22 protein-coding genes are annotated in these 19468 nt (G+C 43.1%); 18 read left to right on the forward strand and 4 right to left on the reverse strand.

All coding sequences use genetic code 11. The features are described 5' to 3' along the window. Positions 1-14: 14 nt before the first annotated feature. Positions 15-563, forward strand: a complete 549-nt coding sequence (locus LZG73_RS22460) for a DUF4136 domain-containing protein (RefSeq protein WP_233854698.1) — start codon at positions 15-17, stop codon at positions 561-563. 63 nt (positions 564-626) lie between these two features. Here LZG73_RS22460 and LZG73_RS22465 read toward each other — a convergent pair whose 3' ends face one another. Next, a complete protein-coding gene (locus LZG73_RS22465) occupies positions 627-929 on the reverse strand; it encodes a YtxH domain-containing protein (RefSeq protein WP_233854700.1) in 303 nt (100 codons plus the stop codon). A 57-nt stretch (positions 930-986) separates the two neighbouring features. Between LZG73_RS22465 and LZG73_RS22470 the strand changes: the two genes are divergently transcribed. Then, entirely contained in the window at positions 987-2111 is a 1125-nt protein-coding gene (locus LZG73_RS22470) for a YCF48-related protein (protein WP_233854702.1), read from the forward strand. Here LZG73_RS22470 and LZG73_RS22475 read toward each other — a convergent pair whose 3' ends face one another. After that, positions 2112-3119, reverse strand: coding sequence for a YpdA family putative bacillithiol disulfide reductase (locus tag LZG73_RS22475; protein WP_233854704.1), 1008 nt, complete (start codon positions 3117-3119; stop codon positions 2112-2114). A gap of 124 nt (positions 3120-3243) precedes the next feature. On the opposite strand from LZG73_RS22475, the gene LZG73_RS22480 reads away from it, so the two are divergent. The 12 genes from LZG73_RS22480 to LZG73_RS22535 all read left to right on the forward strand — a co-directional run bounded on the left by LZG73_RS22480 (position 3244) and on the right by LZG73_RS22535 (position 14738). After that, on the forward strand, positions 3244-4242 hold the full coding sequence (locus LZG73_RS22480) for an aminodeoxychorismate synthase component I (RefSeq protein WP_233854706.1): 999 nt from the start codon (positions 3244-3246) through the stop codon (positions 4240-4242). Next, positions 4220-4822 carry an aminotransferase class IV family protein gene (locus LZG73_RS22485; protein ID WP_233854708.1) on the forward strand — a complete coding sequence of 201 codons (603 nt, stop codon included), beginning with the start codon at positions 4220-4222 and terminating at the stop codon, positions 4820-4822. Before LZG73_RS22480 ends, LZG73_RS22485 begins: the two co-directional genes overlap by 23 nt. Before the next feature lie 65 nt (positions 4823-4887). After that, positions 4888-5115, forward strand: coding sequence for a hypothetical protein (locus LZG73_RS22490; RefSeq protein ID WP_233854710.1), 228 nt, complete (start codon positions 4888-4890; stop codon positions 5113-5115). Then, positions 5115-5582 (forward strand): type II toxin-antitoxin system VapC family toxin, encoded by a 468-nt coding sequence (locus tag LZG73_RS22495; protein WP_233854712.1) that lies wholly within the window; start codon positions 5115-5117, stop codon positions 5580-5582. Before LZG73_RS22490 ends, LZG73_RS22495 begins: the two co-directional genes overlap by 1 nt. A 17-nt stretch (positions 5583-5599) precedes the next feature. Continuing rightward, on the forward strand, positions 5600-8092 hold the full coding sequence (priA, locus tag LZG73_RS22500; RefSeq protein ID WP_233854714.1) for a primosomal protein N': 2493 nt from the start codon (positions 5600-5602) through the stop codon (positions 8090-8092). Between the two features lie 26 nt (positions 8093-8118). After that, positions 8119-9558 (forward strand): pyruvate kinase, encoded by a 1440-nt coding sequence (gene pyk, locus LZG73_RS22505; protein ID WP_233854716.1) that lies wholly within the window; start codon positions 8119-8121, stop codon positions 9556-9558. Between the two features lie 212 nt (positions 9559-9770). Beyond that, positions 9771-10349, forward strand: coding sequence for a Uma2 family endonuclease (locus LZG73_RS22510; RefSeq protein WP_233854718.1), 579 nt, complete (start codon positions 9771-9773; stop codon positions 10347-10349). A gap of 143 nt (positions 10350-10492) precedes the next feature. Further along, on the forward strand, positions 10493-10864 hold the full coding sequence (locus LZG73_RS22515; protein WP_233854720.1) for a BlaI/MecI/CopY family transcriptional regulator: 372 nt from the start codon (positions 10493-10495) through the stop codon (positions 10862-10864). Positions 10865-10878: 14 nt separating this feature from the next. Continuing rightward, entirely contained in the window at positions 10879-12186 is a 1308-nt protein-coding gene (locus LZG73_RS22520) for a M56 family metallopeptidase (protein ID WP_233854722.1), read from the forward strand. 24 nt (positions 12187-12210) lie between these two features. After that, positions 12211-12486 (forward strand): hypothetical protein, encoded by a 276-nt coding sequence (locus tag LZG73_RS22525; protein WP_233854745.1) that lies wholly within the window; start codon positions 12211-12213, stop codon positions 12484-12486. Next, a complete protein-coding gene (locus tag LZG73_RS22530) occupies positions 12483-13577 on the forward strand; it encodes a M56 family metallopeptidase (protein WP_233854747.1) in 1095 nt (364 codons plus the stop codon). Before LZG73_RS22525 ends, LZG73_RS22530 begins: the two co-directional genes overlap by 4 nt. Positions 13578-13712: 135 nt before the next feature. Beyond that, positions 13713-14738 (forward strand): Gfo/Idh/MocA family protein, encoded by a 1026-nt coding sequence (locus LZG73_RS22535; RefSeq protein WP_233854749.1) that lies wholly within the window; start codon positions 13713-13715, stop codon positions 14736-14738. Positions 14739-14741: 3 nt separating this feature from the next. Here the strand turns inward: LZG73_RS22535 and LZG73_RS22540 are convergent, their stop codons facing one another. Then, positions 14742-15134, reverse strand: coding sequence for a biopolymer transporter ExbD (locus LZG73_RS22540; protein WP_233854751.1), 393 nt, complete (start codon positions 15132-15134; stop codon positions 14742-14744). A gap of 97 nt (positions 15135-15231) precedes the next feature. Beyond that, positions 15232-15912: a MotA/TolQ/ExbB proton channel family protein gene (locus LZG73_RS22545; protein WP_233854753.1), complete on the reverse strand. Its 681-nt coding sequence runs from the start codon at positions 15910-15912 to the stop codon at positions 15232-15234. Positions 15913-16176: 264 nt separating this feature from the next. Between LZG73_RS22545 and LZG73_RS22550 the strand changes: the two genes are divergently transcribed. The 4 genes from LZG73_RS22550 (at position 16177) to LZG73_RS22565 (ending at position 19422) form a co-directional block, all read left to right on the forward strand. After that, positions 16177-16647: a hypothetical protein gene (locus LZG73_RS22550; RefSeq protein ID WP_233854755.1), complete on the forward strand. Its 471-nt coding sequence runs from the start codon at positions 16177-16179 to the stop codon at positions 16645-16647. Then, the gene (locus tag LZG73_RS22555) at positions 16644-17285 is read left to right on the forward strand and encodes a hypothetical protein (RefSeq protein ID WP_233854757.1); all 642 of its coding nucleotides are present in this window, start codon (positions 16644-16646) and stop codon (positions 17283-17285) included. The genes LZG73_RS22550 and LZG73_RS22555 overlap by 4 nt, the downstream gene beginning before the upstream one ends. Before the next feature lie 172 nt (positions 17286-17457). Then, entirely contained in the window at positions 17458-18276 is an 819-nt protein-coding gene (locus LZG73_RS22560; protein WP_233854759.1) for an MbnP family protein, read from the forward strand. Positions 18277-18291: 15 nt separating this feature from the next. Beyond that, complete coding sequence (locus tag LZG73_RS22565) at positions 18292-19422, forward strand: cytochrome-c peroxidase (protein WP_233854761.1); 1131 nt, start codon at positions 18292-18294, stop codon at positions 19420-19422. Positions 19423-19468: the final 46 nt, after the last annotated feature.

The raw sequence follows: 19468 nt of genomic DNA on the forward strand, positions 1-19468 counted from the left end.
TACCAATCAGAACAATGAAAGTTTTCCTGTTTTCAGTCCTTATCCTCTTTATTGCATCTTTTTCTGGCTGTAAAGCGCCGTACAAAATACTTAACGCGAAACAGGAAGACGATTTCAGGTTGTCCAACTACGCCACTTTCGGATTTTATGACATTGAGGCGCGAGGTGATACGGTTTCCGAAAAATTCGAGCAGAATGTTAACATTATCCGATCTGCAATTGCGCAAAACTTGCAGGCAAAAGGACTTGACGAAGCGCGCGACTCGAATTTGAAAGTTAATATTGCGCTGAACGTAAAAGAGGAATTACAAACCCGGCAAACAGATTTTCGAACCGACGGTCTGCCACGTTATATGGGGCAACGCCGCTATTCCTGGAAAAGTGAAGAAGTTGTTGTAGGTAAATATCGGGAAGGCACTATTATGATTGACCTTGTGGATGCAGCGACCAACAAAATGGTCTGGCAGGGCGGTGCGGAAGGCATTATTCCAGAGAAAAGCAAGAATTTTACAGCCGAAATCAATCAGGCTATTGCGGAAATAGTTGATAAAATCCCTCGCTAACCTATTAAAAAAAGGGCTGTTTCTTTTCAGAAACAGCCCTTTTCAATATTGTTGATGTCGAAATTATGCGTTGTTGTTAACTACACCACGTACTCTTTCATTCACATTGTCTGCTACTGAACCAGCTTTATCCTTCGCAGCAGAAACATTTTTCAAAAACCCTTCTTTCAACCTGTCGGCTAAAACTGACAACTCTTCAAGACTTTTTTCATATTTGTCTTTTGCGTTTCCGCCAAGATCATTTGCCTTGCTTTTGATCAGGTTGCGAGTGTCTTTTCCATCCTTTGGAGCAACTAAAAGGCCAATTGCAATACCAGTCAAAAGTGCCCCTACTGCGCCAATCAGAAATTTTTGGTTCTTGTTCATATGAATTTCTTATTTTGTGAGAATAATACGTTAGAATTCAAATCTAATAAAAATATTGTGCCACAACGCATCTCTCATCACAAATTGGCAGTCCTGATCATGATCTGGATTGCGCCGCATTTGGCAGCTGCCCAATGGAAGGTCATTAACATTAAAACGACCATTCATATGCGCGCTGTTCACGCAGTTTCGCCCACCACATGCTGGATTGGCGGCACCAAAGGAACAGTGCTGCGAACCACGAATGGAGGAAAAGATTGGCTCACTTCCCGGGTCGACGGCGCAGATTCACTTGATTTTCGGGACATCCATGCGTTTAATAAGGATGTTGCCATTGCCATGAGTGCGGGCGAGGCTCAAAAGGATAAGGCTAAAATCTACCGGACGGAAGACGGTGGAATCAGCTGGTCGCTTGTGTACCAAACTACACAAAATGGGGTTTTTCTGGATGGAATCGACTTTTGGGACAAAAACAAAGGCATTTGTCTGGGCGACCCTATCGATGGAAGGCTCTTCATTTTGACCACAGATGACGGTGGAAAGAACTGGCAGGAACTGCCTTTAGAAAAACGCCCCGTTGCCGAACCTGGCGAAGCATGTTTCGCAGCAAGCGGAACTTCAATTATTGCAACTGGAAAAAACAAAGCTTTCATCGGAACTGGCGGCAGCAAAATGGCGCGCGTTTTTCGATCCGCAGACTTCGGAAGAACGTGGGAAGTGTCCGCAACTCCCATGCCCACAGGGCCTACGAGCGGCATTTTTGGTTTAACATTTTGGTCAAAAAATGATGGAATGGCTGTTGGCGGAGATTATAAAAAGACCGCAGATTCTTCTCAAAACGTGCTAATAACCAAGGATGGCGGTGTTAGCTGGAAGTTGACAGCCATGGCTAAACCGGCTGGTTTGAAAGAAAGCGTTTCCTTATTTCACAAAACGAATGCATTATGGAATGGGAATACGCAGGTCCGTTCCGACAGGTACGCATTAATTTCCAGTGGTCCGTCGGGTAGCAGTTTTTCAGAAAACTGGGGGAAGACTTGGTATGAAATAGGCAAAGAAGGTTTCCACGCCACGAGTTTCGCAGGAGGCGTCGGTTACGGTGTCGGGGCCAATGGCTTGATCGGGAAAATTGAGAAATTCTCCAAAAGGAAGAAACGCAAGCTGGCCCTTGTTGAGGAATGATTAGATCCTGTCGATCAACTCTTTGACCACACGAACTTCCCTGCCAGACAGGTGATCGGCGATTGCAGCGGCATGATCGCGACCGTTTTCTATGAAAACTTTTTCGGTAAAAACACCCGCAAGAACGGTTCCGCAAAGATAAAGTCCTGGGACATTGGTTTCAAAAGTGTCCGTGTCATATGTTGGCACTTTGGTAACCGGATCCAGCGCAATGCCGCAACGAGATAGCAAATGTTCATCCGGCAAATAACCAACGAGCAAAAAGACAAAATCCGCTGGCAACCATTCTCTTTCGCCAGTTTCAATGTTTTCAATTTCGATTCTGCCTAGTTCAATGGACTTTGTAATGCTGTTGAAACGCGTCTGGATTTTCCCTTCCTTAACCCGGTTTTTTACATCCGGAACGAGCCAATATTTCACTTTTGTTCGAAAATCCGCTTCCTTATGCACGATTGTTACGTGCGCATCGTGCCGGTAAAGCTCCAATGCAGCCTCCACGGAAGAATTTGAACCGCCTACCAGGACCACATTGGTGTAAGAATATTTGAAAGGCTCATCATAATAATGCGAAACGTGCGGGAGATTTTCACCAGGCACATTCAACAACCGCGGCACATCAAAATAACCCGTCGCCAAAACGACATTCTTGGATTGAAAAATCTGCCCATCATTGGAATAGGTCAAAAATGTTCCATCAGGCTGCTTTTCAGTCCGGTCAACATCTACGAACAGCTTGAAATTTAGGTGATAATAGCCCGCGACTTTCCTGTAATATTGCAATGCTTCGTTTCGATTGGCCTTAACCTCGGAAATCGCAAATGGAATCCCGCCGATTTCAATGTTTTCGGCCGTCGAGAAAAACCGCATGCGCCTTGGATAGCGGCGAATGGATTCTGTTAAATTTCCCTTTTCAAGAATCAAATAATCAAGACCGCTTTTGGCCAGTTCCACGCCCATTGCAAGCCCGCAAGGCCCGCCACCAATAACGACTACATCATATATATGCATTGTCTGAATTCGCTTATAAATTGGTTCATTCTCCCCCATTAACCCCCTAATTTAGATATTGGTTTCTGAACTTTGTAAATTAGCTGGCTGTTGAAAATGTTCATAATGTAGTTGAAACAAAGATTTGGAAGATCCCAAACGGAGATTTGCAGAAAAGCTGAATGCATGGGGAAAGTCCAAAACTCCCTTCGTTTTTCTTGTAGATTACCAGATGAAAAAACCGCTGGCCTGGACATTGGACGACAAAGCGCTCAGCGAAATGCGTTTTGATCTTAATGGTTTTAAAAGCAATGCTCACAGCCAACCACAGCTTTCTGAGTTTTATTTTCGAAAATCACCTGTTTCGTTCGAAGCTTACAAGGCGAAATTTGATTACGTGGTTGAAAATTTGAAGGCGGGAAATTCGTTTCTGGTAAATCTTTCTGTCCCCACCAACATTCAGACGAATTTGAGCTTGTCTGACATTTTCGCACACAGCGAGGCGCCTTATCGGTTTTTGTATAAAAATGAATTCATCTGCTTCTCCCCCGAAATTTTCATCAAAATAAAAGGCAATCGGATTTCATCATTTCCGATGAAAGGAACCATTGACGCCTCTGTTCCGAATGCTGAAAATGTGATTTTATCTGATTCAAAAGAAGCCGCCGAACACGCGACGATTGTTGATTTGATCCGCAATGATCTAAGCATGGTTGCCGGGAAAGTTTGGGTTGAAAAATATCGCTACATTGACCGCATTCAAACAAACGACAAGACATTGCTGCAAGTAAGCTCCGAAATAGCAGGAATTTTACCTGATGATTTTGATGGAAAATATGGCGATTTGCTGTTAAAAATGCTCCCCGCTGGCTCTATAACCGGCGCACCCAAACCGAGCACATTGCAAATTATCGAGGCTGCTGAAAATTATGACCGCGGATTTTATACGGGTGTGATGGGTTATTTTGATGGCGAAAACTTCGAAAGCGCCGTAATGATCCGGTTTATTGAAAATCAGAATGGAAATTTAGTTTTCAAAAGCGGCGGCGGGATTACGGCGCGCAGCAATGCACAAAATGAATATCAGGAATTAATTGACAAAGTCTACCTCCCATTCGCCCATGTCCCACACGCTATGTTTTGAAACGATTTGCGTCGAACATCGCACGTTGAAAAATCTCTCCTATCACGAAGCACGGCTCAACAAGACGCGTCGTGATTTAATGGGTTTTGAAGATCACTGGAATCTCACCGAACTGCTCGCCGTTCCCGAAAGCATCGACAACACATTGCACAAATGCAGAGTCTCATACGGCGAAGAAATTGAAGAAATCAAATGGGAACCCTACTCCATCCGAACCATCCGCAAAGTCCAACGTGTATATCACGATAACATTGATTATCGTTTCAAATATGAGAATCGCGACGAGCTCAACGCACTTTTCGCCCAAAGAAAAGACGCCGACGAAATCCTGATCATTAAGAATGGCTTCGTCACTGATTCTCTTTATTGCAATGTTGCTTTTTTCGACGGAAATGTCTGGCACACGCCTAGCTCTCCTTTGCTCCCAGGCACGCAGCGGGCCTTTTTGCTGGATTCGGAAGTTATTAGGGAAGCTGATATCAGGGAAAGTGATTTAAGGAAATTTAGTCGTGTGAAGCTGTTTAATGCAATGTTGGATTGGGAAAATGCGGTGGAGCTGGACATTGGATGCATTGCTTAAACCAGCCTTGTCGGTTTTCCTTCTGCAAATAAAATCGTATATTTGACTAACCAATTATATACACTATGAAAGCTGATATCAAGTTGCCGAACACAAGTTTTAATATTTTTCGCACTCATAAATCCTATTCTGCCGAAGAGATTTTAGCAGCTGGTGGAGCCGATGCATTTGGCGAAAAGAATGGGAACAATAATGAACGAATCATTCAAGCGCTTCAAGATGGCCCTGCTATTGAGCCATTTACAAAGGAAGAATGGGAAGATTTGTTGCGACAGCTTGAGGCGACTAAATAATGGGTGTTATTTTCGATACCAACATTTTAATAGCAATTGTCAGGGCAGGAGATCAATCTGGGATACTTAAATATGTTAATCCTGCAAATAGTAAAGTTTACATTTCCATAGTTTCAGAAGGAGAGATCAAATCGCTTGCGCTGCAAAATAAATGGGGAAGTAACAAGACTAATGCTTTGGAGCGTCTGCTGAATCAAATTACTGTTGTAGATGTAGCGAATGTTGCAATAGACACTTATTCGGAAATTGATTCATACTCTCAATTACGCAATCCAAGTTTTAAGAAGTATCCTTTCACAACTCCAAGAAATATGGGCAAGAATGATCTTTGGATTGCCTCGCTTGCTGCACTTTTAGGGCTTGAACTAGTTACTACTGATTCGGATTTTGATCATCTGCATGACGTTTTTTGTGATGTAAAAAGAATTGATCAGAGGAAGTTTCTGCCCTTCTTCCATAAAAATTAAACATTCCCCCGCAGCCAATGGCCTCCCTTTTTGAGGAAGAAATTACTTTTTTTGCCGATTTGATTTTGCCGGTTCCGATTCCTTCTTTGTTTACTTACAGGGTGCCACGGGAAATGAGCGGGATGATTAAGGTGGGTGCACGGGTGATTGTGCAGTTTGGTCAAAAAAGGGTGATTACGGCCGTTGTTGCCAACATTCATTCCAACCCGCCTGCCAAATATCAGGCCAAATACATTCTCGAACTCCTTGATGATGAACCCATTGTCACAAAGCGCCAGCTTGAACTTTTCAATTGGGTGTCAGAATATTATCTCTGCAACATTGGCGAAGTCCTCAACATTGCGCTGCCGGCCGGATTGAAAATTACAAGCCAGTCGAGAATACAGCTCAATCCTGAATTTGAATACGATGATTTGCTAACCGATCAGGAACGCATCATTATCGACGAAATAAAAAAGCACCAAACGCTTTCCTATGAAGAAGTTGAGCGGCTTTTGCAGCGCTCGAATATTACAGCGATTATTAAGTCGCTTGTAGGAAAGCGTGCTGTGATTTTGTTTGAGGAAGTTAAGGAGCGTTATAAGCCCAAAGTTGTTCGAAAAGTAAGATTAAATGCCGCCTACACTTCTAATGACGCGCTTTCGAAATTGGCTGCGACTTTGGAAAAAACGCCAAAGCAGCAGGAAATTCTGCTCAAATATTTGAGTTACATTCCGGTTTACAACAATCCTGATTTGAACCAGAAAGGACTAGATAAATCGTTTTTCAGTCAGGATGAAAATGTTTCGGATGCGTCGCTTAACACATTGATTAAGAAAGGAGTTTTTGATCAATTCGAGATTTTCATTTCAAGATTCGATGACATTCCGGCGAGCAATGCGGTCATAACATTAACCGAAACACAAAAAGAAGCTTCGAAACAAATCCACGCGCTATTTGCGGAAAAGGAAGTCGTGCTTTTGCATGGAATTACAGGCAGCGGGAAAACCGAAGTTTACATTGAATTGATCAAACAAGTCCTGGAAAGCGGCTTACAGGTTTTATTTCTATTACCCGAAATTGCCTTAACCACGCAAATTGTCGTCCGGTTAAGGAAAGTTTTTGGCGACACAATGGGGATTTATCATTCCAAGTTTTCTGATAACGAACGTGTTGAAGTCTGGAAAGGGATTTTGGACGGCAAATTCCAATTCGTGGTTGGTGTGCGATCTGCCGTTTTTCTTCCTTTTGATAATCTTGGCCTGATCATCGTCGACGAGGAACACGAAACTTCATACAAGCAGCATGATCCCGCGCCCCGCTACAACGCGCGCGATGTAGCCGTGATCATGTCTTACATGCACAAAGGAAAAACGCTCCTAGGCTCTGCAACGCCTTCATTAGAAAGCTATTATCACGCACAAACGGGCAGATATGGCCTTGTGGAAATGAATCAGCGCTTCGGAAATGCAGCATTGCCGACTTTTGAATTAATCGATACAAAAAAAGAGAAGAAGTCGAAGAAGATGAAAAACGAGTTTTCATCTGTCCTGATCGATCATTTAAGACTTAATCTTCAAAATAAAGAGCAAACGATCCTTTTCCAAAACCGGCGCGGTTACTCGCCTTATCTGCAATGTGAGGTTTGTAACTGGATCCCCGAATGTGCGAATTGCGACGTGAGCCTCACTTATCACATGAAAGTGGGCGAATTGCGCTGCCATTATTGCGGTCACAAGGAAGAAGTCACGCGCACTTGTCCGCAATGTGGTTCTACGCAAGTGAAAACGATGGGTTACGGGACTGAAAAGATCGAAGAGGAAATTCATTTGATGTTCCCGGAAGCGCGTGTGCAGAGGATGGATCTGGACACGACAAGGGCAAAAAACGCTTACCAGCAGATTATTTCAGCGTTTGAGGAAGGTGGCATCGACATTCTGGTCGGTACGCAAATGGTAAGCAAAGGACTTGATTTTGATAATGTTAGCATGGTCGGAATTTTTGATGCCGACCGAATCATTCATTTCCCCGAATTCCGCGCTTCGGAACGGGCGTTCCAAATGCTCACACAGGTAAGCGGACGTGCAGGAAGACGCGCTGAAAAGCCTGGAAAAGTGCTTATTCAAACCAATAATCCAGGCCAGAAATTGCTCGAAAAGATCATTAACAATGACTATAAAGGCATGTATGTCACTGAGATTGAGGAGCGTGAGAAATTTCATTATCCGCCATTCACGCGGCTCATCAAAGTAACCGTTAAGCACGTTGACGAAGCAGTTTCCAGCATGGCTGCGAAGGTGTTAGCTGAGAAATTGACCGCCAACCTGGGAGCCAGCCGGGTTCTCGGGCCACAGCCGCCGCTGGTGGAAAGAGTAAGAAATCAGTTTTTGTTCGACATTCTCATCAAACTTGAACGAGAAAAGATTAATTTTAAGGCGGCAAAGTCATTTATACAAGAAAAGGTTATTGATATTTTAACCGATAAGACACTCAAAAGCATCCAGGTCGTGATTGACGTGGACTGTTCATAAAAATCATATTTACTGCATATTAATCTATGTCTTCCAAAAAAACCAGAATTGTTGCTACCGTAGGTCCAGCCTCCGAAACAAAAGAAACATTGTATGCGTTGGCCAAAGCCGGGGTAAACGTTTTTCGCCTAAACTTCTCTCACGGTTCTCACGCTGATCACCTTCAAAGATTAACTACTATTCGGGAAATCAACGAAGAACACGGCTTAAATCTCGCTATTTTACAAGATTTGCAGGGTCCCAAAATTCGTATCGGAATGGTTGCCGAAAAAGATGGCGTTCTGATCGAAGCGGGTAAAAAACTGATATTATCCAACACAGAAGTGCTTGGAACAGCTGAAAAAGTGAGCACGCCTTACGACGGAATGTACAACGACGTCAAAATCGGTGACCGCATCCTGATGGACGACGGTAAACTGGAAGTGCTTGTAACCGGAATGGACGGAAGTGACGTGATCACGGAAGTAATTTATGGTGGTTATTTGAAATCCAAAAAAGGCGTTAACCTGCCAAACACAAAGGTTTCAATGCCTTCTGTAACAGCGAAAGATTACGAAGATCTGGATTTTGGTCTTGAAAACAATGTGGAATGGGTGGCATTATCATTCGTTCGCACAGCGTCAGAATTGATCAAAGTAAAAGAATATATTGCCAGCAAAGGCAAAACGGCGCGACTGGTTGCTAAAATCGAGAAGCCAGAGGCGATCCTAAACATTGACGAAATCATTGAAGCAACGGACGCCATTATGGTTGCCCGCGGTGATTTGGGTGTGGAGCTTCCCGCTGAGGAAGTGCCTATGATCCAGAAAATGATCGTTGACAAATGTAACAAAGCAGGAAAGCCGGTAATCGTGGCAACGCAAATGCTGGAGAGCATGATCGACAGTCCCCGTGCAACACGCGCAGAGCTGAATGACGTTGCAAACTCGGTTTTGGATGGTGCCGACGCAGTAATGCTTAGTGCTGAAACTGCTTCCGGAAAATATCCGTTGCTAGCCGTTGAAAGCATGACGAGGACAATTGAACGCGTTGAGTCATCTACAAACAGCATTTATTTCAGGAATCACGCCGCAGTAAGTGAAAGCACAAGCGTGAATAAATTGAATGATTATGTTGTGATGAGCGCTTGCCGATTGGCACGTGACACCCAGGCAAAAGCCATTATCGGGATCACGCGCTCGGGTTACACATCATTCCGCCTTTCGCATCACCGCCCAAAGGCTGGCTTGCTGATTTTCACATCTAACAAAGTGTTAATGAATCAACTAGCATTGTACTGGGGCACGAAAGTATATTATTACGACCGCGATCAGGACGTTTCTACGGATGATCTGATTGAAGATATCAAGCAGTTTTTAGTTGACAAAGGAGAATTGCAAAAAGGTGATGTTTTCATTAATACATTGAGCATTCCGGTTTCAAGACAGCGCAAAACTAACACGGTGAAGTTGAGTGTTGTAGAATAACGTTTCTAGTAAAAATAAATGCGAAAGCAGTGGGAGACAACTTCCGCTGCTTTCGCACTTTAAGGCTGTTAATTCCGGTTAAGAAGTCAGGTTAACCGATGGGACATTCCCCATCAGCATGAATGTAAAATTGACTATATTTACTTACAAGCAAATCAACCAGTAACATGATAGCTTCTTCAAATTCGCACAACGTTTTATCAAAGATCGCTGTGAAAAATATACCTGACGTTCTGATCCATGAAATAATTGACGGCATTCCCTTGTATCGCAAGGGTTACCGAGACGTATTGGCCAAAACGAAAACGGTTGAAGACATTATGGGTTGCAGTTCATTGCAGTTTTTTATTATTGATTACATTCTTGGCATTCTTTACTCCGCCATAAACAGGGAAAAGTACATTATAGGCACAAATGAGGCCGGTTTGCACCTTGATAAAAGAAATAATCTGTCCGGCGACATTGTGATTTTCGACAAGGATATTCTCACCATTAATAAAATTGACAAGCATTATTCCAAAGTGCATCCAAAGATTTCCATCGAAATGGACCTCGACATTGAATTAGAGACTTTTACTAAAAAAGGCTATATCACCATTAAAACCCAAAAACTCCTTGACTTCGGAACCGAAAAAGTAATCTGGTTTTTGACGGAGCCTAAGAAAGTGATGGTCGCGACGAAAGACCGGGAATGGGAAACCTTTGATTGGGACCGGGATGTCGAAGTGCTCGATGGCATCAGCTGCAATGTTGGCAAATATTTGAAAGAAAAGGGCTCGGAGTTTGCCTGATTATCGATTTTTATGACTTTTAAGCGGAGAATATTCTTCTTCGCTTTTTTATTTTCTTTTATAACTAATAAAATAGTTTTGAAACTAAACAAATAGTATTAACTTTGAATTGAAGCTTCAAACAATACGAATTCGATACGAAAATGGAAATACGCACATTGACCCGCGCGGAGGAAGAGATTATGAGAATCCTTTGGCAGTTGAAAAAAGCATTTGTGAAAGATATTCTGGCCGAAATGCCGGAGCCGAAGCCTGCTTACAACACGGTCTCTACCATCATCAGAATTTTGGAGAAGAAAGAAGTTGTCGGCTACACGGCTTACGGGAAAACGCATGAATATTTTCCGCTAATCAGTGAGGAAGAATACAAACGCCATGAAATGCAGCAGCTTATGGTCAACTATTTTGATAATTCTCTGCCTAATCTCGTTTCGTTTTTCGTAAAAGACAATGACTTAAAAACCAAGGATCTGGACGAGATTATGAAACTGATTAACCAGCATAAAAACGAGTAACAAATCCGTTAGCCATGGAAATGCTATTGTACATTGGAAAAGTTAACCTGTATTGGATTTTGCTGTTCGGGTGTTATGTCTTAATGCTGCGTAAGCACACATTCTTTGCGTGGAACCGTTATTATCTTCTTGGTTCTCTGCTTGTTGCATTTGCACTGCCTTTGATGATTTATCCTGAAAATGCGCCGATTATTCCGGTCGTGTATCAAATCAATTCCGCGGCTTTCACGGTTGGGTCGAGTCAGATTGAAGCGACTACGGTTTTCACGAATACAAAGCTTTGCTGGACTATTTATAGCATTGGGTTTCTGGTCGCTGCTTTTCAACTTTTTAAGCACATTATTCAATTAAAGCGCTTCTTAAATGCTGGTGAAACGATTGAGCTTGATGATTGCACGGTTGTCTTAATTGATTCCAATGAAACTGGCTCCTTCTCTTTTTTGAAATGGATCGTCATTAACCGGAACGACTATGAACAACATTTTGACGCTATTCTTCGGCACGAAATGGTCCATACGCATCAAATGCACAGTTTGGACATATTGTTCATCGAGATTTTGAAAGTTTTGTTCTGGTTCAATCCGTTTCTGTTATTCTACAAGCGCTCCATGCAGGAAATCCATGAATTTTTGGCTGATGCACAGGCGCCTAATCGGGACAATTATGCGCGGTTTCTTGTAGCTTATGCTTTAAAAGCACCCGTTACGTCTTTAACAAATCATTTTTTTAAACCGTCACAAATTAAAAATCGGATTCGTATGATTTACAAAAACAGAAGTTCGAAATGGATGCTCAGCACTTACGTCGTTGCACTAGCAATGATTGGCAGCACTGCACTTTTTGTTGCTGGATGTGAGCAAACGGAAAAGAATGAGGCTGAAATTGCTGTGCAAAATGAGAAACTCAGAGAAGATCAGTCGTCATTAAACAAACCCATATTTACTGTTGTTGAAGAGCAGCCAGAATATCCAGGTGGTCAACAAGCTATGTTTCAGTTCCTAGGCAGAAACATTAAATACCCGACGAAGGCTGCGAGAGCGAATGTATCAGGCAAAGTTTTCCTACAATTCATTGTAACGGAAAATGGGAATGTCAGAGATATTACGGTCTTAAAAGGCTTAGGCTTTGATTGTGATGAAGAGGCTGCACGTGTGCTGGCGCTTTTCCCAAAATGGAAGCCGGGTAGACAAAACGGCAAGCCCGTCAATGTGAAATTCACTTTACCGATCAACTTTTTAATGGAGGATAGCGATGATGGAAGTGCTAGCAGCGAAACAGGCAAATTAATGCCGACTGTGGTGCATTATGGCAAGATCAACTAACACGCCAACATTCATTAAACAAAGATGGAAACATTGCTGTATCTCACGAAGGTGAATTTGTATTGGGTGCTATTTTACCTGATTTACAGGCTGTTGCTGAGTAACCATACATTCTTCGTTTGGAACCGCATTTATTTGATCGGGTCGTTATTGACAGCATTTGCATTGCCTCTGATCATTCTACCACCTTCCGTCATGGACTTGCAACCAGTCGTTTATACAACGTCAAATTTCCAATTTACACTGCGACAGCTGAGCAAGGTTTTTGGCTTTCTGATTGGAAGAATGTGCTGTGTATGATCTTAGCGACAGGTTCATTGTATTTGCTGATTCGATTTACCAAATCCATTGTAGACTTGATTGCACTCATTAACAAAGGCGAGCTGATTGACCTGGATAACTTCAAACTTGTGTTACTTCCCCATAGCAATGTTGGTTCATTCTCATTTTTCAAATGGCTTGTCATCAATCAAGTCGATTATGCGCAGAATTTCGAGCCGATATTAAGACACGAGTCCGTGCACATTCGTCAAATGCACAGCATTGACATTGTTTTGATCGAGCTTTTAAAAATTGTGTTTTGGTTTAATCCCATCGTCTGGTTTTACAAACGATCAATTCAGGAAGTGCACGAATTTCTTGCCGACGAGCATGCGCCTGACCGAGACGGATATGCCAGGTTTCTGGTTGCTTATGCATTCAATACGCCCGCAGCGTCTTTAACCAACCATTTTTTCAATGGACCATTGTTAAAAAGCAGGATTAAAATGATTTATAAAAACCGCAATTCTGAGTGGTTGCGCAGCAAATATTTTATCATTCTGCCTTTGATCTGCTTTGTCGCCATCATGACAGCTGCACGTGAAAAAGTTTCGACGTTCTCAAAAGCAGAAGTGCCTTTGATCATTTCAGAAATCACAGCGAATAAAGGTGAAGTGCAAAATCACAAAGCAGAAGTGTTGGCTGACAGCGAACCGAAACGTGAGAAGCAAATGTCAAATTCACTGAAAAGGGAGGCACCGCCGCAATTGAATGCTCAGCTTACAACAAGTGAATCCTACACGGCCACGGCGCAGGATACTGCTCCTGAACCATCAAAAAAGACGACTTTCACCAATTATCGTTACGCCGCAAATATCGGCCCGATTGCCAAACTAGATTCCCTTCCAAAAATCGGAAAGACGTTGACAATCAAGAGTAACAAAGCCCCAGGCAGCAAGGCGCTAATCATTGTGGACGGCGTAAAACAGGAAGAACGCGGATCAATGGGATATAGACAAATTGCTCCCGATCAAATTGAATCGATTAGCGTTTTAAAGGAGCAAAGCGCAATCGAGGCATATGGTTCGGAAGGAACAGAGGGTGTTATCATTATCAAGACCAAAAAGTAACGCGCAGCCAGCGGTTTTCTTTTAAACTTCACACATTAAAACACTAAAAGCCCGGCTGATTCCGGGCTTTTTCGTTAGACATTTCGGAACGATTTGATACATTTGCCTTCCTGGCTTCTATTCCGAAATTCACCTATGTCAATTCTCAAAGCGGCCATCATCGGCGGCGGAAATATCGCTGATCAAAATCACATTCCTGCATTAAAAGCGCTTTTAGAGCGTGTTGAGGTCATTGCTATTTGCAGTCGCGACGTTAACAAGGCAAGAGCGCTCGCCGACAAGCACATAATTCCCTTGGCTTTCGACGATGCGACAGAGATGTTTGAAAGTGATAACAAGCCCGACATTGTCATTAATTGTACGGCTAATAATCTGCATTATCCATTTACAATGCAGGCTCTGGAAAATGGCTGTCATGTGTTGTGCGAGAAACCACCGGCAATGAATGCGGCTCAGGCGGCTGAAATGGCCGATTTGGCTGCGCAAAAAGGGAAAGTGCTTGCGTATAACTTCCAGCTCCGGCACACCCCGGAATATAGTTTACTGAAACGTTTTTTGGAAAACGGGCGACTTGGCGAAGTTTACCACATTAAGGCGAACTTCCTGCGTCGAAGGGGCATTCCCGGTTGGGGAAATTTTACAAACAAAACCATTCAAGGAGGCGGCGCATTAATCGATCTCGGAGTTCATGTGCTGGATCTTGCGCTTGGCTTGCTTGATTACAGCGAGCCTAATCGAATCATTGCCAACACCTATGACTTCATTGGAAAAGCGGGTGGGAAAGGACTTATGGGGAGTTGGGACGCTGAAAAATTTGAGGTTGAAGATGCGTGCTTTGCCCATTTATCATTCCCAAACAATGCAAGTATAACATTGTCCTCATCATTTGCATTGAATACAAAAATCCAGAAGAACGTTAACCTCGAAGTGTTTGGAACAAGGGCCGGCGCACTGCTGAACCCATTAGCAATTTACAGCGAAGTGGATGGCGAGCTCGTCGATATGGAATTTCCGCATTTGGAAGAAACTGATATTCAGCTTAAAAATACAACTGCCTTTCTGGATGCCTGTGAGGGAAAATCTAGTAACATTTGTAATGCATCGGAAGGCGCTATTTTGCAAAAAATCGTGGAAGAGATTTATAAAAGCGCTGCAAAATGATCATCATTTTGCAGTCGCCATTACCATTTTGATTTCATTTTTTGCACCTAGTTCCAGCACATCCACAAGATCCTGAACAGCAAGGTTTTTATCCACTCTCAGCACGATTGTCCTGTCTTCCACATTGGCGAAAATGCTTTGCAACTCCGCTTCCAGACGATCAAATGGAATCGGCTCTTTATCAATAAAATAACCCTTATTGTCATCGATAGAAAGGGTTATTTGCTTCTTGTACATTTGCTGCGTTGCTGATGCTTTTGGCAACATAAGCTTGATCACGTTCGGATTGGACATCGTGGAGATGATCAAGAAGAACAGCAGAAGAAAAAACATAATATCGTTCAGCGAGTGCGTGAACACCTCGGGGGCAAAACGACTCTTACGACGTATTTTCATATTTAGAAATGATATTTAATTGGTCGGACTTTCCAAGTTTGATAACCGGAAAGCCCGGGATTAATAGATCTTCAAAACTTGGAAAGTCTCTAGGCGATTACTTTGCAGCGACAGGCTTCTGCAATACGTCGATAAAATCAGAAGCAGCCATTTGCAGTTTCAAAGCAAAACGGTCAATTTTCATATTTAGCAAGTGATAGCCCGCGTAAGCGATCAAACCAATGATAAGACCAGATCCTGACGTGATCATCTTTTCGTACATCCCGCCCGCAATGGTGCTGATATTGAAGTCATTAGAAATAGAAATGTCGTAGAAAATACGGATAATCCCTGAAATTGTTCCTACGAAACCAAGCATTGGCGCAATACCCGCGATAACGCCCAAATAAGGAAGATTTCCTTCCATACGCTGAATTTCGATCTGACTTGCATTCTCGATTGTCGTTTCAATGTCTTTGATCGGGTAACCGATGCGTCCGATGGCTCTTTCCAGAATTCGGCCCGCAGCATTGCGTTGGTTGCGGCAAAGCGATTCGGCAGATTTCAGGTTTCCTTGCTGAATAAAATCTTTCACACTGTCAATCACTCCCGGATCAATTTTCCCATTGGCACCAATGCCCAGAAAACGCTCTATAATAAGGAAGAGTGTTGCCAGAAAAAGTAGTCCGAGCGGCAACATTACCCAGCCTCCCTTTGCAAGAAGATCAATAACAGAAAGCCCCTGATCGGCAACGGGTGCGGCCAAAGTAGAATCAGCAAGTGCTTGTAGCAGCATCATATTGGTTGTAAAAGTGAATGTTAAGCTAATGAAATAGAGGTCAATTCGGTCGAAAAACGGCTTTGAACATAAACGGAGACTATGCCCCCTTATTGTTTAAAGGGCAAATATAGGAAAATTACTCTTTGCGAGTCGATAAATGAAGGCCGTCATAAGCAGCTTTGCACAATTAAAAATCACTTGGTCAAAATTTTCATAGCACCGCATTCCCGAGACAACCAAATGTCCGTTAACATTGTCCTGTAAATCAAACGCGCTCTCCGAATGAAAAACACTTTACCCCTTCTCTTCCTGCTTGTTACTCTCATCAGCTGCGAACATTGCGGACCACAGAAAGAACTTAGCCTGAGAATTGATATTCAGCGGGATTCACTACAACTCGATTCAGTTTCGGCCATAGGCGCATTGGATCAAACGGTTTTTCAGCAACAAGTGAGCAACACGACCTCAGGTTTCAGACGGCTGGACTTGCCGATCTCATTGCTGGCCGACAGCACAACTTATATATTCGCTTACGAAACCCGGACAGATACATTGACAGTATTTTACAAACGTGATTTTTACTACAAAGACGGATGCGGATTTGTAGTAGACGCGCATGCGCCCGCATCGGCGACCCAAGTCAAATCTACATTCAAGAAAGCTGGAATTTCGTACGAGCCATATGTTCGCAAGGAAAGACGCAAGTGGGGAGTGACAGGCAGCGATGGAATCTCAATTTTTGTAGAATTATGAGAAAGCTTTCTTTAATGTTGCTACTGTCTTTTTTAGCGATTAATGTCAATGCCCAGCAGGCGAAAAATCATTGGTATATTGGCCTGGATGCATTTAAAGGCATTCCCTCTTATGTCCTTCCAAATAAATTCGTTTTGAAAAACACTTTTATCATTGAACCATTGGTTCGTATGGACGTGCAGGATTCTCGAAAAAGTGTTGTGTTTGGTGCAGGTTATGCAAAGGGAACGACAAAGGTTATTAGTGAACAAATTCCATTTCAAAACTTCCGAGGCTTTTATATCAAAGCCAGTTATGAAGTTAAAAATTTAAACCGACCCATGCATATTGGCATTGGTCCGATCATTTCCCTGTCTGACTTCAATGGCAATTATCGATTCAAAGGACCTGTTTTTGGAGATTACGAAGGCAGCGTTCACGAGAAACGGATTGCTTTCGGCGCCGAAGGAAATTTCTCTTATGATGTTCGGGTAAGCAAAAAAATTGCATTGCGCTTGCTGTTAAGAGGTTCAGTTGCAACACATCCAAGCAGCAATATGTACATTCAATATTTCCCAGGCATTGGTTACAACAAAGGAATTGATAACATTCTCGTTTCCGGCGGCTTCGCTACCCAGTTGTATTATCGGATCAATTAATGCCGCATATTTGAAAACATTTATTTTCCTGTTCAACCGCACTATTTTCGCATAAATCCAACCATTTTTCTGTTTAGAATTTACAGAAAAACATTGCTCAATGATAACGCTGAACAGACGCTGTGTTTCGAAAAGCGCGTCCGCGCCCATCATTCCTCTAAATTCGAATGGCATGAAAAAAACATTCTCATATCTGTTGCTGTCGACGGTAACAGTTGTTTTCATCGCTGCAATTATTTGCTGCACAGATGATCCCTTGCCACTTCCAACCACTACGGGCAGTGTCAAATTGAAATTCGATAATGTGATGGGCGCAAAAGATTTAAAGCTCGACACCGACACGTATACCAATGCGGCCGGGGAAGATTTTACGGTTAGCAAACTCAATTATTACGTCTCTAACATCAAGTTAATCGCTGCGGCGGGAAGCAATTTCACTGTCCCGCAAGATTCGAGTTATTTCCTGATCAGGGAAGGGAATGTTGATTCACAGCAAATTACAATTAATCATGTTCCGGCAGGCAATTACACCGGCATCGAATTCGTCATTGGGATTGACAGCCTTAGAAGCGTTTCGGATGCTTCCAAACGGACCGGGATTCTAGACAAGGATTCAGGTCCAACTAATGAAGAAGCCATGTATTGGGATTGGAATCCGGGTTACATCTTTTTAAAACTCGAAGGAAATTCCGATTCTGCAACTTCCGCAAATGGCAAATTTTACTATCATATCGGCGGCTTTGGGGGCCTTACAGAGAAGACATTGAACAACATTCGCGTAGCAAAAATCGATTTTGGAAGTCAAACAGCCACTGTGTCGCAAAATGCAGTAACCAGAATCAATCTGAAAGCGGACATTCTTAAAGTCTTCAACGGCCCGACGAAATTGAGCATTAAGGAAAACACGAGTGTGATGTTTATGCCATTTTCCAAAAATATCGCTGACAATTATATGCGCATGTTCAGTTTGGATCAAATCAACAACCAGTAAGGCAGTTCGGTGGATATGAAAAAGGCGATTTGGCTTTTTGTTGTGCTCTTGCTCCTGTTTCAAGGGACTATTTCCTGCAATAAAACCTCCGAAAATCCTAAACCGGAGCCTGCCAAAAACACGCCAACGCCCTTGGAGTGGAAAAAACCAGCGTATTTCCCCGATCCAGTTTACGATTTGTCAAAAAATCCCTTAACAGTCGAAGGCGTTGAACTCGGGCGCTTCCTTTTCTATGACGGCATTCTTTCTCGCACTGACAAAATTGGCTGCGGAACTTGCCATCAGCAACAAGCTGCATTCACACACCACGGTCACGATTTAAGTCACGGCGTCGACGATCAGCTGGGAACAAGAAACTCGCCTTCTGTGCAGAACATGGCGTTCAGTTCAAGTTTTTTTTGGGACGGCGGCGTGCACGATCTGGATCTTGTTCCGCCGGTTCCCATTCAGAATGAGGTTGAAATGGGCGAGCGTGTGGGAAATGTCGTTGAAAAATTGCGCAAAACGCCCGTTGCCGGCGCGGCTAAGCAGGTGAATTATCCCAAAATGTTCAATGCAGCTTTTGGAACCGACGAAATCAATGCTGATCGGATGATGAAAGCGCTGTCGCAGTTTATGATGACTATGGTTTCAGCCACTTCTCGCTATGACTATTTTTTGCAAGGAGACGCATCTGCATTAACCGATTTGGAAAAGCAGGGTTTGACCCTTTTTAAACAAAATTGCGCTTCCTGTCACGCCAGCGAGCTTTTTACAGATTTAAGTTTCAGAAATAACGGTTTAATTCCCAATAAAATCAACGATCAGGGAAGATATGCGATCACACTGAATGAAGCTGACCGGCTGAAATTCAAAGTCCCAAGTTTGCGCAATGTGGGCCTCACTGCGCCTTACATGCACGACGGCCGTTTCACAACTTTGGAACAGGTCTTAAACCATTATGCCAATGATCAGAACGGAAGCAAAGACAGCATTTTTGTCTCGCCAACCCTGGATCCGTTGCTGCAAAAAGCTGGTCAGAAACGAGGAATTAAGCTTTCTGCGAATGAAAAACAGTCGATTATCGCTTTTTTGAAAACATTAAACGACGAGCAATTCATCAACGACAAACGCTTTTCGGACCCTGGCATCGGCACATCATTGTAGGTCGCGGAAGCAAATTTTCCTTACAGTAAAAATGACGCTTATCATG

Origin of the sequence: Dyadobacter sp. CY326 (assembly GCF_021390515.1) — a bacterium.
In the GTDB taxonomy this organism is placed as follows: domain Bacteria; phylum Bacteroidota; class Bacteroidia; order Cytophagales; family Spirosomataceae; genus Dyadobacter.